11 protein-coding genes are annotated in these 15,018 nt (G+C 37.4%); 4 read left to right on the top strand and 7 right to left on the bottom strand.

Annotation, left to right across the window (positions count from 1 at the left end):
• Positions 1–48 precede the first annotated feature (48 nt).
• The 5 genes from ASF92_RS04040 to ASF92_RS04020 form a co-directional block, all read right to left on the bottom strand.
• Positions 49–1,893, bottom strand: coding sequence for a glycoside hydrolase family 13 protein (locus tag ASF92_RS04040; RefSeq protein ID WP_056088126.1), 1,845 nt, complete (start codon positions 1,891–1,893; stop codon positions 49–51).
• Positions 1,894–2,050: 157 nt separating this feature from the next.
• Positions 2,051–3,055 (bottom strand): SusE domain-containing protein, encoded by a 1,005-nt coding sequence (locus ASF92_RS04035; RefSeq protein WP_056088122.1) that lies wholly within the window; start codon positions 3,053–3,055, stop codon positions 2,051–2,053.
• Between the two features lie 19 nt (positions 3,056–3,074).
• Positions 3,075–4,664: a RagB/SusD family nutrient uptake outer membrane protein gene (locus ASF92_RS04030; protein WP_157263710.1), complete on the bottom strand. Its 1,590-nt coding sequence runs from the start codon at positions 4,662–4,664 to the stop codon at positions 3,075–3,077.
• Between the two features lie 13 nt (positions 4,665–4,677).
• Positions 4,678–7,638 carry a SusC/RagA family TonB-linked outer membrane protein gene (locus tag ASF92_RS04025; protein WP_056088117.1) on the bottom strand — a complete coding sequence of 987 codons (2,961 nt, stop codon included), beginning with the start codon at positions 7,636–7,638 and terminating at the stop codon, positions 4,678–4,680.
• A 423-nt stretch (positions 7,639–8,061) separates the two neighbouring features.
• The gene (locus ASF92_RS04020; RefSeq protein ID WP_056088114.1) at positions 8,062–9,087 is read right to left on the bottom strand and encodes a LacI family DNA-binding transcriptional regulator; all 1,026 of its coding nucleotides are present in this window, start codon (positions 9,085–9,087) and stop codon (positions 8,062–8,064) included.
• A gap of 564 nt (positions 9,088–9,651) precedes the next feature.
• On the opposite strand from ASF92_RS04020, the gene ASF92_RS04015 reads away from it, so the two are divergent.
• From ASF92_RS04015 to ASF92_RS04005, 3 genes are all read left to right on the top strand, one after another.
• Positions 9,652–10,011 carry a PleD family two-component system response regulator gene (locus tag ASF92_RS04015; protein WP_056088110.1) on the top strand — a complete coding sequence of 120 codons (360 nt, stop codon included), beginning with the start codon at positions 9,652–9,654 and terminating at the stop codon, positions 10,009–10,011.
• 238 nt (positions 10,012–10,249) lie between these two features.
• The gene (dinB, locus tag ASF92_RS04010; RefSeq protein WP_056088107.1) at positions 10,250–11,350 is read left to right on the top strand and encodes a DNA polymerase IV; all 1,101 of its coding nucleotides are present in this window, start codon (positions 10,250–10,252) and stop codon (positions 11,348–11,350) included.
• A gap of 257 nt (positions 11,351–11,607) precedes the next feature.
• Positions 11,608–12,183, top strand: a complete 576-nt coding sequence (locus tag ASF92_RS04005; RefSeq protein ID WP_056088104.1) for a hypothetical protein — start codon at positions 11,608–11,610, stop codon at positions 12,181–12,183.
• Between the two features lie 7 nt (positions 12,184–12,190).
• On the opposite strand, the gene ASF92_RS04000 is transcribed toward ASF92_RS04005, so the two are convergent.
• Together ASF92_RS04000 and ASF92_RS03995 are read right to left on the bottom strand one after the other, a co-directional pair.
• A complete protein-coding gene (locus tag ASF92_RS04000) occupies positions 12,191–13,075 on the bottom strand; it encodes a winged helix-turn-helix domain-containing protein (RefSeq protein ID WP_157263708.1) in 885 nt (294 codons plus the stop codon).
• Between the two features lie 133 nt (positions 13,076–13,208).
• Entirely contained in the window at positions 13,209–14,075 is an 867-nt protein-coding gene (locus ASF92_RS03995) for a DUF808 domain-containing protein (RefSeq protein WP_056088101.1), read from the bottom strand.
• A 159-nt stretch (positions 14,076–14,234) separates the two neighbouring features.
• On the opposite strand from ASF92_RS03995, the gene ASF92_RS03990 reads away from it, so the two are divergent.
• Entirely contained in the window at positions 14,235–14,966 is a 732-nt protein-coding gene (locus ASF92_RS03990) for a DUF72 domain-containing protein (protein WP_056088099.1), read from the top strand.
• The last annotated feature ends 52 nt before the right edge of the window (positions 14,967–15,018 follow it).

The following is a 15,018-nucleotide window of genomic DNA, read 5'->3' as shown; positions in this document are numbered from 1 at the left end:
GCTTTGGGTTTTTAAAGCCCTCCCTTCTGGGGAGGGTTGGGTGGGGCTTTAATTCAACTCTAATACCAATGTTGTTTTAGCTGGCACTTTGATTTCTTCGATAGATGTGCGCTTTCCTGAAATTACATTTTTTGCAGTCGTAATTCCGCTTGTTCTTTCTGCAAATCTATTTGTATTTAGCGTTTTATCTTTTTCAGTATTATTTGTAACAACCATTACACTACCTTTTGCATTAGTATTGTATCTGAAATAAACATAGAGGTCATCTTCAGGTACAAACTGCATCAATTTTCCCGTTTGTAAAGCTGCACTATTTTTGCGGTAATTAGCCAAAGTTTTCACGAAATTGAAAGCCTCGTTTTCTTTGTTTGTCCTGCCATCGGCGGTAAACTTATTTTTTTTATCATTATCCCATCCGCCAGAAAAATCAGAACGCACGAGGCCATCGGGATTGGAAAAATTTTTCATCAGAATTTCCGTTCCATAATACATTTGTGGTATGCCACGCATCGTTAACAACAAAGCCAAGCCCATTTTGTACTTATCGAAATCCTCGTTTACGACAGAATAAAAGCGGCTCATATCGTGGTTATCTAAAGCAATACAATTGAGAGTCGGGTCTTTGTACAGAAAATCGTGAGCAATAACATCGTACAAACGATTAATGCCATCTGTCCATCCATTTTTGCCATTTAAAGCTTCATAAATGGATTCCTTAATTGCCATATCCGTAATTCCGGGCAAATGGGTATCGAAGCCACGATTAACTGTATTGCCGCCGGTAAAATAGGCTTGATTAGCAACTCCATGAACAAAAGTTTCGCCAAATACAGATAGATTTGGAAACTCTGCTTTTAGTTTTAATGCCCAGTCGGCCATGTATACAGGATCATTGTAAGGGTATGTGTCCAAACGCAGTCCATCAATCCCAGCGTATTCAATCCACCAGATGTGGTTTTGTGTCAGGTAATTTTGAACGTAAGGATTCTTCTGGTTTAAATCGGGCATTGAAGGTACAAACCAGCCATCAAGCATTTTGTTCCGGTCAGCAAGAGATGCATGCGTATCCATTACTGCCTGATCACGATAACTGGTTTGAGTATATTCAGGCCATTGATGCACCCAGTTTTTCATCGGTAAGTCTTTAAAAAACCAGTGCCCGGTGCCAATGTGATTGTGTACAATATCCTTTATTATCTTCATGCCTTTTGCATGTGCGGTTTCAACATATTTCTTAAACAATTCATTAGTACCGTAACGGGGGTCGATTTTATAATGATCTGTTACAGCGTAACCATGATAAGATGCTTGAGGCATGTCATTTTCGATTTCAGGAGTCATCCAAACAGTGGTAATGCCTAAATCTTTAAGATAATCCAGGTGATTAATCACACCTTGAATATCACCTCCATGTCGATAGTACATGCTATCGCGATTTAATGCAGTCTCTGTTAATCCCTGAACAACATCATTGTTTTTATCGCCATTAGAATAGCGATCGGGCATTAGTAGATAAATAAAATCTTTTTGTGTTACACCTTGAATTCTGCTTGCGCTTTTATCGCGATTTTTTAATTCGTATGTGTACGTAAATAATTTTTTGCCATTGGCAGAAAAATTTATAGGAAATTTACCGGTTTTTGTAGATGACGAGATTTCTAAATCAACAAAGAGGTAATTAGGATTTTCAACTTTGTTTACCTTAACCAGCTTTACACCGGGATAGGAAAGGCTTACGCTACTCGATGCGATGTTATCGCCATGAATAAGTAATTGCAATTTGGGATTTTTCATCCCCGAGAACCAAAACATCGGCTCAATACGCTCTAATTTTTGCGCAAAAAGATTTGCACTTAAAAATAGAGCAAATATTAAAAGAAAATTATTTTTCATTTTGATATGAAATCGTACGTATGAGGCTTACCAGAAAACTTGATGAGCGTTTGAATTTTGAAAGTGCCTGACTTAGATAAAAATGAGAACTTCTCCTATTAAACGCTGATGGAAGTTAAAAGAATACCCTGCAATTTTTTGCAGGGTATTGAATTAATTAAATTTTTGTCAATGTATATGTACCGCCTTTGCCATCGGCAGCAACTGTTAATACCAGTTTGTAATTTCCTGCAGTTGCAACGTTTATGTCGCCCCCGTTATCACCTATACTTGTACCCCAATCGTGATTTTTTCTGAATTTAAAAGCACCCGGAGTTAAAGCAACTGTGGCTGTCCATGTATTGTTCCCATCGTTGGTCGGCTTTAAATCTGTATCTACAGACCAGTTACTTCCTGGAATAGCATTACCAATAATAGACCAGTAATCAGCATCAGCAATGGTATAAACAAGGGTATTTAAATCAACAGTAAGTAATTTGAAGCCCGCAGATACGGAGTTAATATCTGCACCTGAAGTACTTAATTTACCACCGCCAGCATCTCCATATGCAACATCCCATTTTTTAGCAGTCGTTATCTTGAATTTCTGTCCATCAAATTTAATAACACCTGAGTATACGCCATTTCCGGTAACGGAAACCAAACTATCGGCACTTGCCGGATTCCAGCCCTGGTAGTTTCCAGGAACATAAATCCATGCAGTTAATGGGAATGGTTTTGAACTAATGGTTACCACATTACTGTAAGCAGGTGCTGCTGTTGTGGAAATAGAGGATTTAATTCTAAATTCCACATCCGTATTTACACTTGTAGAAATGCCTAAAGACAATAATAAGTTATTAAAATCTAAACCATTGTATGCCTTTGATGTCGTTTTTGCATCAAGCAGTACTTCTTTAGGTGCAGCAAAGTTTGTTCCTTTAACCGCCAATTGTAAAGTATTAGAAACGGCTGCCTGGTAACCAAAATTTGCATCAGCTAAACTGAAAGTAACTACTGTTGTGGTAAGCTTCGATTTATCTAAAACAACGCTTGTTGCTGAAGTTTGCAAAGCGCCTCCAGTTCCTGAAGTAGCAATTGCTCTAGTTTCATCCTTTTTACAAGACCAAAGCGATAAAGCGATTAAGCTGAATGCCAAGGATTTTAAGAAATTTGATTTCATATCTATTGAATGATTGAGATTAATAACCGGTGTTTTGTTTTAGGTTCGGATTGGCAATTAAATCTGCTGTTGGAAGCGGATATAAGTTACGGTAGGCAGGTAATGCTGCGCCCGCTTTCACCCCACCTTTAAATTGCCATAAATAACTTCCATCTGTATATTTACCATAACGCACTAAATCTGTACGACGGTGCCCTTCCCAATATAACTCACGGCCACGCTCATCTAAGAAAAAGTCGGTAGTCAATGTAGAAACGTTGCCGGAAGTATTGCCATAAGCACGTGTGCGCAATGCATTTACATAAGTTAAAGCTAAAGCCGTTGTACCACCGGTTCCGCCTCTCATCACCGCCTCTCCATAAATTAAATATTGTTCGGCCAAACGGAAAATTGGAAAATCCAATGAACTGAAGGTTCCATTTAAAGATGGCGGTGTTATACCTGTAGAACTAACATTTTTAAACTTAGTTACACGTAAACCATCCGTAAAAACGCCAATATCATCAATGCTGTTTTTGGTCCCGAAGAATGCACCGCGTTTATCTAAAGTTCCGTTGGCATCAGGGAATAGCGCTGGTAAGTTAGCTCGGGTTCTGTTACCACCCCAACCGCCATTTGGAACACCATACGAAGCAGGATTCATATCGCCGTTAATACCAGCATTAATTAAGAAAGTAGTTCCTCCATAATTAGTGCTGTTTACACCGTCGTAATTGATGCTTAAAATGGTTTCAAGGTTTGTTGTTCTGCTATCATTATCCGTTCTGAATAAATCCATGTAATTTCCTTTTAACGCATAACCACCATTGATAACCTTACTTGAATAAGTAATTGCCTCTGTATATTTTGGTGCACCAATGTAAACCTGAGCGTTTAGATACATCCTTGCAAGCAAAGCCCAGGCAGCACCTTTATCAGCACGACCATATTCGTTTGCACGGGGTTCAGGCAAATCGGTTTCAATTGCTTTTAACTCTGACTCTACATAATTAAACAAAGCAGCTCTTTGAATTTGCTGAGGTGCAACTTTACCAATAGCATCATTTTCTGTTACAAAAGGAGGATTACCAAAAGCATCCATTAATACCCAATATTGGTAGGCACGTAAGAAACGTGCTTCAGAACGGTACTTCGTAATTGCAGCTGCATCCGCACCGGTGATGTTTCTTCCGGCCAGTTTCTCCGGAGTACTTTCTCTCAAAAATTCATTTACAAAAGTGATTTGTAAAATACTTCTTGAATATAGTCCTCTTAAAAACTGGTTATCCACGCTTGGTGTAGAATAATCTAGCTCAGGAATACCTGTATCACCCCACGCGCAAATGGCTTCATCAGTTGTTAACTCCTGGGAAGTCCAGAATAACCTCAAAAAATCGGCAAAACCGGAGTTTAAACCGCCTACATCACTATTATCAGAACCCGAGGGACTAGTTAAAGAGTAAGTGGCATATAGTTTAACCAGGCTATTTTTATAACCAGCTGGCGATGCGTAAACAACGTCGGCTGTTGCATCGTTAGTTGGCTTTAAATTTAAAGCATCTTTCTTACAAGAATTTAAAGAAAGCAATAAAGCGCCTGATGCAAATAATATTTTAAATGAATTTTTCATCTTAATTTTTTAATTAAAAACCAACATTTAAGCCTAAAGTGAATGTTCTAGGTCTAGGATAGAAATTATAATCAATACCTGTAACCGACTCCGGGTCTATACCTTTGTATTCAGATACGACAAACACATTCTGACAGTTTGCCGAGATACGCATTGTTGTGTTTCCATTTGCGGAAAGTTTACCCAAATTGTAAACCAGTCCAACGTTGTCCATTTTTAAGAAGGAAGCATTTTTGATGTAGTAATCGCTTAGGTATTGGCTGGTTTGGAAATTTGTATTGTAAATATCTCTTCCTGAATTATTTAATATACCCTGTGTACTTAAAACGTTATTTCTGATGCCGAAGTTAGAAGAGACGTTATCGTATATATAATTGCCGATGTTGGCTCTCAAAACAGTATTGATGGTCCATTTTTTGTAAGTGAAAGATGTATTAAAACCAAATGTAAAATTTGGATCAGGTGATTTGTAGAAATACTGATCGCTTGTGTTAATTACGCCATCACTGTTTAAATCTGCATAAACACCTTCTAAAGGCACTCCATTTGCATTATAAACTTGTTTGTAAACAAAGAAAGCACTTGGCACCTGGTTAACTGCATTGTATTTAAGCGTTACACCTGTACCCCCTGTAATGTCTCCCGCAGAAACTTTAGAGCCCGGATCAGGGTTTAGAGTTAAATTGGTAATTTTTCTTTTGTTGTAAGCCATGTTGAAACCAACATCCCAGGTTACATTCTCCTTTTGAATGGCAACAAAATTTAAGCTGGCCTCAATACCTTTAACTTCCATATTACCAACGTTAGTCGTTAATAGATTAGTAAAGTTGGTACCAACCGGAATGTTGATGGTACTTAATAAATCTTTAGTCTTTTTGTAATAAGCATCAACGCTACCATATAATCTCCCTTTTAAGAAACCATAATCTAAACCTGCGTTGTAAGTCGTTGTGGTTTCCCATTTCATATCAGGGTCGTAACCTGCAGGACTATAATAGTTGTAAAATGTATTGCCAACCTGATATTGACCAGTATTTGTATTGGCGTAATATCTTGATAAGTAACTGTAGTTGCCAATAGTTTCACCGTCTTTCTGACCAGTTTCACCGTAACTTAACCTCAGTTTCAAATCAGAAACAACTTTACTGTCTTTTAAGAAATCTTCTCCAACAATTCTCCAGGTAAAACCTGCTGATGGAAAATAACCCCAACGATTTTCTTCAGAAAATCTTGAAGAAGCATCGGCACGCATGGTACCTGATAAAATATATTTATCAGCTAAGGTGTAAACAAATCTTCCATAGTAAGACAATAGTTTTTGTCTTTCAACAGAGAAAGGAAATACAGGCGTTACTAAAGCTTCGCCTGTGCCTTTGTAAGAAGTATAATTGAAGTTTGTCGCGGAGTTATCATAATAACCATAACCTGCGGTGACATCAAACCTGCTGTTAATGCTTTCCACATTTTTAGCATAGTTTAGATAAAACTCTGAAAATTTATTGTGTTCCGTATTTTTTCTGTTTAAATAGGACCCACTGGTTGAAGCACTTTGAGCCGCAATAATTGGCACTCGTGTGTAACCATAACCTTTAGATACATCATAACCTAAATTTAAGTTTGCATGCAGTTCTGGTAAAAAATGGAATGAATAATCAAAACGGGCATTACCAAAACTTCTGGCTGCATTACCATGATTATCTTGTTGCTCAATTAATGCCAGTGGGTTACGTGGCGCATTCGGATTTGGAACTGTTCCGTTAATCCACTCATAATATCCACCGAATTGATTTGCCGCATAAACAGGCTTTGTTGGATCAAATTGTATTGCGTTACCTATCGCTGCATCGTTTGGAAACTGAGATTCGGTTAAAGTACCTTTCAAACTTAGATCAATTTTCAAATGATCTGTGAATAACTTTGGCGATAGTGTAAAACCTCCCGTAGCTCTTTTCAAATCACTTCTGATAACAACACCTTGTTGGTCCAGGTAACCTGCCGAAACGCGGTAGGGAACGCCTTTAAAGGAACCCGCAATACTCAGGTTATTATCGGTTGTAAAAGCAGTTCTGTAAATAACATCCTGCCAATCTGTACTTGCAGTACCTAAAAGAGCTTTTTGGGCTGCGCTACCGTTTGCATTAACATAAGCACGCACTTCATCTGCTGAAAGTACATCTACTTTTTTAGCGACCGTACCAATTGAATTATTTGTGTTGAAATTAATAACAGGTAGGCCGGAAGCGCCTTTTTTGGTGGTAATTAAAATTACACCATTTGATGCTCTCGAACCATAAATTGCTGTAGCATTAGCATCTTTTAAAACCGTAAACGTTTCGATATCGTTCGGGTTAATTAATGAAAGTGGACTTGGTGCATTACCAATGGAATTTCCGCTGAAAGGAACCCCGTCAACTACAATTAAAGGATCGCTACTCGCATTTAAGGAAGCACCTCCACGAACTCTGATTACACTTCCAGAGCCTGGTGCACCACCGCTGGAGATGATATTTACACCAGCTACCTTACCCTGAATCAATTGTTCAGGTGTAGTGATTGTACCTTTCTGGAAATCCTTAGAACTAACTGTCGTAATTGAACCCGTAAGGTTTTTCTTCTCGGCAGTACCATAACCGATTACAACTACTTCATTTAATTTTTGTGCATCCGGAACCAACTGAAAATTTTGGTTTGCATTTGCGGTTACATTAACTGTTTTATCTAAGGTTTGATAACCGATAAAACTTGCAGACAAGGTTAAGGAACCATTTGTCAAACCCGACAATTTGAAGTTACCATCTGCATCTGTCGAAGTACTTCTGGTTGTTCCTTTTACATAAATGGAAGCACCAGGTAAGGGTTGGCCGGTTTCATCAAGCACCTTACCGGATATTGATCCGGTTTGCGCTTTTACGATTAATGCTGAAAAAACTAACAGCACCAAAAGCCCCTGTTTTAGCAGGTAAAATACTTTCATATTCGAAGCTCGTTTAAGTATAAAAATTTGGTTAAATATTATAGTGATTTACACACAGGCCTAATTTACAGCACTTAATGATAAATCAAAATTTATTTAAAAAATATATTTTATGCTTATACCGGCAGATGTTGCAACGGACAAAAATGCTGCTTTTTTAAAATATAATTTTCAACATATATTAACAACAAATAGTATAATATACTGATTTATAATTATTTAAAAATACAAAAATCAAAAATTTAGTGTAATTTTTACACTAAGTGTTTTTCTTCATGTTTTTCGGGAACGTTCCCGGCGTTTAATAGCCAATTATTCGGTAATTTTCGGGAACGTTCCCGAAAAATCAACAAAATTCGGCGTAAAATACACTAAGTGAAGATTTTTTTTGTTAAAAAAGATGCTTTGAAATACCTGTTTTTTTTAAGGTTTTTCAGGTGAATCTGAGGTTGAATTTCGCACAACTATTTTGGATTGTAAAATCACCTCATTGAAGACATTTTTATCCTGATTATCATCCAGAATTTTAAATAATAATTTAGCCGCTTCCTCTCCTATTTCTGCTGCCGGTTGCGTTATTGTTGTAAGTGAGGGATTTAATAACGGCGCTATTTCCAAACTTGAAAAGCTAATTACTTTTAAATCATCAGGAATTGAAAGATGCAAATCGTAACATGCATAATAAGTAGCAAACGCTAAACGCTCAACTGATGTAAAAACACCATCCGGTTTTAATTGAGTTAAAGCATCTTTAATAATTGTGCTGTTTTCTTCATAACTATTGCTGCAATCTACGATAAGTTGTTCTTCGAAATTTATGTTATGTTTGGCAAGCGCATCGATGTAGCCTTGCATACGCGTTTTTCCAATTGATAAAGTCTTATTTACCACAAGATACCCAATCCGTTTGCACCCTTGTTCTATCAAATGCTCCGTTGCCAGAAAACTGCTGTTGTAATCGTTGGTAATCACCCTCGGCGTTTTAATGTCTTCATAAATCCTATCGAAAAACACCAGAGGCAATCGTTTAGCACCAAATTTATTGAGATAGTTGTGATCGTTTGCCTCACCTGAAACAGACATGATAATACCATCAGCGCGTCCATTATGCAGGTGGCGGATAAAATTTACTTCCTTATCATAATTGTCGTCCGTTACATAAATTAAGATATGGTATCCATTCTCCCGCGCCACACGTTCAATGCCATGAATGGCCTGTGAAAAATAATTATTTGCGAGTTCCGGAACAATAACGGCTATTGTTTTACTTTTCTGCTCTCTTAAATTACTAGCATAGTGATTTGGTTGATAATTTAATTCCTTCGCTTTTTCAAGAATTAGCGATTTGGTAGCAGCGCTGATATCGCTGTTGTCTCTAAAGGCTCTGGAAATTGTAGACGTCGAGAAATTTAAAGCTTCAGCTAATTTCTTTATATTGATGCTATCCATTGTGACTAAAAACCTGTTTATGATAAATATGTACTAATATAAAATTTTATAATTTCGAACAACAGACTTTGCATGTCACCGCAATTTAATTTACGACCTGTATAAGCGGGCCATTATCCCTGCCAATTTTGTATATCCGGAAATTGGTAAAACTCACTTATAAAACAAACATACATTTAAGTATTAATACTTTTAAAAATGCCCTGCCATAATATTATTATTTCTTTCAAAAAGACCTCTGGCGGAGTTAAATCGAAAAACTCCACCCAATCAAATAACAAACCTGACATACAGTCTGCTTAAGGCTCGTTTATTATCAATATGTAACATTGTATCTTAATTGTAAGTAAATTATAATTTTGCATAGGGCATTTGACGAATAATGCACCGGACCCGGCACTTATTCTCAGCGATAAAGTATTAAAAGTCATACTTTACTGTCTTGCCCCAGGCCATTAAAAATATTATATATTTATAAAACAAAAGACGCATTTTAAGTATTAATACTGTAGGGTCGATACCTGCTTTAAAGTGGACCAGTTTAATGATGCCGCATATAAATGAATGGAAAATAAAAGAATACTGATTGCAGACGACGACGAGGGAATAGTTGATGCTGTTATGATGATATTGCAAATGATGGGTTACGAGGTTGATTTTACATACGATGGTGGGGAAGTTATTGAGGCTGTAAAGAAAAAACCTGACTTAATTTTGCTTGATATCTGGATGAGCGGTCATGATGGAAGGGACATCTGCAGACAGCTTAAGAGCAGTCCGGATTACAAAAAGATTCCCATACTTATGATTTCTGCAAGCCGTGACATCAAACAATCTGCATTGGATGCTGGTGCAAATGATTTTATGGAAAAACCGTTTGAGATGGATTCGCTGCTCAATAAAGTAACACAACTGATAGTGTGAAAATATTACAGCAAAGCCGTTGCGAAACGGGCAAATAAGCTATGAAATAAATCAATCTCAAGGTGCGGTTTGATTTATTTTAATCATTTCCCTCTTCAACATCGTTTTTCATGCTAATTATCCATTACATGCTCTTAAACAAGATTACTCCTATTTATATTATAACTTTGTCGTTATTATCGGTTCTGAATAAAAATAAGTCTATTATTAAAGATAAATACCGAATTTTAAAGTCTGCATGTCTGACGATAACACAACGGCTTTAAGGAAAATCATCCATATCGATATGGACGCCTTTTATGCATCTGTTGAACAGCGTGATTTTCCTGAATACCGCGGAAAACCATTGGTCGTGGGTGGCAAGCCAGATAGCAGAGGCGTTGTCGCTACGGCCAGTTATGAAGCAAGGCAATACGGCATCCGCTCGGCGATGTCTTGCAGCAAAGCGTACCAACTATGTCCCACTGCAATTTTTGTTTACCCCCGTTTTGACGCTTATTCATCCGTTTCTAAATCAATAAGGGAAATCTTTAGCAGGTATACCGATAGCATAGAACCACTTTCCCTGGATGAAGCTTATCTCGACGTAACGGAAGATAAGTTAGGCATCGGTTCGGCAATTGATATTGCCAAATCAATTAAAGATGCCATCAAGAATGAATTAAATTTGACTGCTTCGGCAGGTGTCTCAATAAATAAGTTTGTCGCAAAGATCGCCTCGGATATGAACAAGCCTGATGGCTTAACTTTTATCGGTCCTTCAAAAATTAAAAGCTTCATGGAAAAACTGCCGGTAGAAAAGTTCTTCGGCGTTGGAAAAGTAACAGCTGCACGAATGAAGGCCATGCAAATTATTACAGGCGCGGATTTAAAAAAGTTAACAGAACAGCAGCTTGTTGCTCAGTTTGGTAAGACTGGAAAATTCTACTATAAAGTGGTGAGGGGAATCGATGAACGGCCGGTTCAATCCCACCGCGCAACAAAATCTGTTGGTGCAGAAGACACGTTATCAGAAGATACCAATGAAGATTCGGTAATGCATAGCTTACTACAACAAATTAGTACAACTGTGGCAAACAGGTTAGAAAAAAACCAACTAAAAGGGAAAACAATAACGCTAAAAATAAAATTTGAAGATTTTAAACAGATTACCAGGAGCCGCTCTTTCCTAAGCCCTATTAATAAAGCTGACGACATCTATCTTGAAGCGATAAAATTACTGGAGGAAGCTGATATCGGATTTCTGAAAGTTCGGCTGCTGGGCATTACGCTTTCCCGATTTTATGATGACGTTGTAATCGATAAACCTCTAAGCAATCAATTGGAATTCGAGTTCTGATATTACCATCTTACTATAGAATGGACAAGGTAGCAATCAATGCCACAATCCCCAGATGTTACCGAATACCTAAAAAAATCAGATGCTATATTACAAAACAGGGCCAGTTAGATGGCAGATATTTAATCTTTGGCGAACGAAATATTTTGAGCGCAAAAGACACAATCAGCAAGCAATCAATAAGATATCAAATAAATTACAAAATTTAATCATAAAAATTACTTAACTTAACTATCGGATATAAAAACAAGCCTCTCATGAACGGCATCATCAAAAAAAATGCACATGCATTAACACAGGAGTTGAATTGGTTAGCAGAGGTGATCGATACGAGTATAAAATTGTATTTCGGCCAGGAAACAAAATATAAGAGTATTTATGATATTCAACCTCCAGATATAACCCTGGATGAATCCTTTTACGCAGAAATTATTAAAAGAGACCAAACTTCTGTTCAGGAAAGAATTATTTTACTTCTGGCATTGGCACCACACATTAAACCTGAAATGCTCGACATCTTCTTTTCGAAAAATCACACCATAGAAAAGGCTTACACAGAATTTGGCGGGATTAAGGATAGTAAATGTAATGGCTTTATACCGACGGGTGAAACCGCTGCGTTTATTTTAGCGATGAATAACCTTGAAAACAGGTTCGATCTTTTCAATCTTTTCTGTGAAGACCATTATTTTAGCAAGAGAAATATATTGCGTTTAGTCACACCCAAAAGTTACGAACCCTATCTATCAGGAGCACTAATTTTATCGCTGGAATATTTAAGCTACTTAACCGTTGGTCTTTCAAAATTTACAGCAGTATATTCGGATAATTAATTCCGGTCTAAATTATTTCGAGCTTGTAACCTTTTCCATGAATATTTACAAGCTTAACTGAAGCATCTAATTCTAATTTTTTACGCAATTTAGAAATAAACACGTCCAGGCTCCTGCCCACAATAACGCCCTCATCCTCCCATATTTCTTTTTGAAACCTGCTTCGTTCAATAACCAGATTCGGCGATTTTGCAAAAATTAACATCAGCTTATTTTCTTTTGAAGTAAGCTCCGTGATGGCATCGTTGAAAGTGATTTGGCGTTGAGCAGAATCAAAAGTTAATTTACCTAATTCAAAGGTAACATTTTCATCACTTGCCTTTTCTGGGCTATTTCTCCTAATCTTAAAAGATTTCGAAATCATCAGACCTAAAAAAGCAAGGAAAGGCAAGCCACCTATCAAATAGCCTTTCTGTATAGCAGTAAAACAGCCGCCTTTAAAGATTAAATCTATGCGATAACAGTTCAGAGGCTGTTTTCTTCCCGAACATGGAACGAGCTTATCCTGCCCATTTTTCGACATCGAATAGCCAAATACGACTTCTGTACCCGAGCAATTCAAAACGTTAACAACATAATCGTTTGCAGATTTGTCATTATTCAAAGCATGGCTCACTATTTTTACCAGCGAATCAGGATGAAACGTAAATTCCTTTTCAAATCGGATTTGATAGTCATTTTCTGATATCTTGGTTACCGGCAATACCCTCGACGTGCTATCACCAGATTGAAGGAGCACCTCGTGACCGATTTTTCGAAGCACAATTTCCTGTTTCGCCAATTCAAAATCATTAGCTTCTGTAATACTAAATACGGCACAGCCTAAAACAATGGCAATTAATCCTATTGCTGCAAACAGGTATATTTTTAAAGGTGATTTCAAACCCATCATGTATTTTGTATTATTTTACAAAGTTTACAAATTTTTGAGTATAAAACCAGTAGTGTCTGGCTGGAATGAGCACTACGCATCTATATCGTTACAAGGAGAAATTTTCAAAAATTTATAATAAAAAAATTGCCTTTTATTTTTTTACCAGTGATAGTATCTTTTTTCCTCCCATCATGATTGGCAACGCGATTAAACCGCCAACCAATCCAAACGCTAATTCCTTTATAATCGATAAAACATTTGGAAAAATATGATGCAGGTATTCAATATTGTGAACAAAAATACCACCGGCCACCAAGAGTAGCGCTATTGTTCCGACAACGGCTAAAACCTTTATAATTATGGGAAGTAATTTAACTAAAAAATGCCCAAGGGCTGCATAAAAACCTTTGTCCTTAGAACGTGTGATTAATTTATGCCCAAAATCATCCATCCTGACAATAAGCGCTACTAAACCATAAACGCCAATGGTTGCAATTATTGCAACGACAGAAACCGTTAGGATTTGTACTGTTATCGCCTGGTTTAAAACCGTTCCCAAAGCGATGATAACAATCTCAACTGAAAGAATAAAATCTGTCATAATAGCGGATTTTATTTTTGCATTTTCTGCCTGGCCATCGTCCTGCTTAGCTTCCGCTACAACCTCAGGAGCAGATTTCGCGCGGTGGAACAAAAATTCTATAATTTTTTCCACGCCTTCAAAAGCAAGGTAAAATCCGCCTAAAATCAGGATAAACTTAATAACAACGGGAAAAAATGCGTTAAGCAATAGCGCAATGGGTACAATAATCAGTTTGTTAAGAAAAGAACCTTTTGTAATTGCCCAAAGCACAGGCAATTCTCTCGAAGCTAAAAAACCAGTTGCTTTTTCTGCGTTTACAGCCAAATCGTCGCCAAGTATGCCTGCTGTTTTACGCGTAGCCAGTTTACTTGCTACCGCCACATCGTCCATAAGGGCACCAATATCATCTAAAATTGCAAAAAAACCTGAAGCCATATTGTTTCGTTTGTATGCCGCAAAATAGAAATTCAATTTCAGATTATAGCAAATTATATAGCAATAACTTAACGGGTTTTAAAGATTTCTGTCCAAGCCTGATTCAGAAAAAAGTAAAACCATATCATCAAACGAAAGGTTTAGCTATGAGGAGCTACAATGAAAAAGGGCAAAGCATATATCGGTACATCAGGGTGGAAATACCCGCATTGGGAAAACAAATTTTATCCGGCAGATTTAAAAAAGAAAGACCAGTTGAGTTTTTTCACAGACAAATTCAGTACTGTTGAGCTAAATAATTCTTTCTACCGGCAGCCCAAACCGAAAAATTTTGCAGATTGGGAAAGCCAGGTACCGGCCGGATTTGTTTATTCTGTTAAAGCCAACCGCTATTTTACACACCTGAAAAAGCTGAATGTGAGCGCCAGCGAAATTGAAGGGTTTTTATTGGCAGCGCAATCGCTAAAGCATAAACTCGGACCGATACTTTTCCAGCTTCCTCCAAAGTGGAATGTTAATGTACAGCGGTTATCCGATTTTTTAAATGTACTACCAAAAGGATTCCGTTACACATTCGAATTCAGAAATACATCCTGGTATCAGGAGGAGGTTTACGCAATACTTAAAAAACATAACTGCGCTTTCTGTATCTATGAGCTTGCAGGCCACCAATCTCCTGTATGCATCACTGCCGACTTTGTTTACATCCGCCTGCATGGACCCGGAGCAAAATATCAGGGCTCGTATAACACAAACTCTTTAACGGGCTGGGCCGCATTATGCAGGGATTGGATGGAAGAAAACAAAGATGTATATGTTTATTTTGACAATGATGATTCTGCCTATGCAGCAGAAAATGCACTCGAACTCAAAAAAATTATTGAGGTGTAACAAATTGCCTAAAAATTAGTGCTTTTTGCTAAACAAAAATTTCACCAGCTGA

Source organism: Pedobacter sp. Leaf176, from assembly GCF_001424305.1.
GTDB lineage: Bacteria > Bacteroidota > Bacteroidia > Sphingobacteriales > Sphingobacteriaceae > Pedobacter.
Note: the sequence above shows the minus strand (reverse complement) of the source record. Positions and strands in the feature narration are given on the sequence as shown.

Excerpts from the sequence above, each read along its gene's own strand:
- ASF92_RS04040 (WP_056088126.1), bottom strand. The coding sequence starts at position 1,893 with ATGAAAAATAATTTTCTTTTAATATTTGCTCTATTTTTAAGTGCAAAT.
- ASF92_RS04035 (WP_056088122.1), bottom strand. The coding sequence starts at position 3,055 with ATGAAATCAAATTTCTTAAAATCCTTGGCATTCAGCTTAATCGCTTTA.
- ASF92_RS04030 (WP_157263710.1), bottom strand. The coding sequence starts at position 4,664 with ATGAAAAATTCATTTAAAATATTATTTGCATCAGGCGCTTTATTGCTT.
- ASF92_RS04025 (WP_056088117.1), bottom strand. The coding sequence starts at position 7,638 with ATGAAAGTATTTTACCTGCTAAAACAGGGGCTTTTGGTGCTGTTAGTT.
- ASF92_RS04020 (WP_056088114.1), bottom strand. The coding sequence starts at position 9,087 with ATGGATAGCATCAATATAAAGAAATTAGCTGAAGCTTTAAATTTCTCG.
- ASF92_RS04015 (WP_056088110.1), top strand. The coding sequence starts at position 9,652 with ATGGAAAATAAAAGAATACTGATTGCAGACGACGACGAGGGAATAGTT.
- dinB (WP_056088107.1), top strand. The coding sequence starts at position 10,250 with ATGTCTGACGATAACACAACGGCTTTAAGGAAAATCATCCATATCGAT.
- ASF92_RS04005 (WP_056088104.1), top strand. The coding sequence starts at position 11,608 with ATGAACGGCATCATCAAAAAAAATGCACATGCATTAACACAGGAGTTG.
- ASF92_RS04000 (WP_157263708.1), bottom strand. The coding sequence starts at position 13,075 with ATGATGGGTTTGAAATCACCTTTAAAAATATACCTGTTTGCAGCAATA.
- ASF92_RS03995 (WP_056088101.1), bottom strand. The coding sequence starts at position 14,075 with ATGGCTTCAGGTTTTTTTGCAATTTTAGATGATATTGGTGCCCTTATG.
- ASF92_RS03990 (WP_056088099.1), top strand. The coding sequence starts at position 14,235 with ATGAAAAAGGGCAAAGCATATATCGGTACATCAGGGTGGAAATACCCG.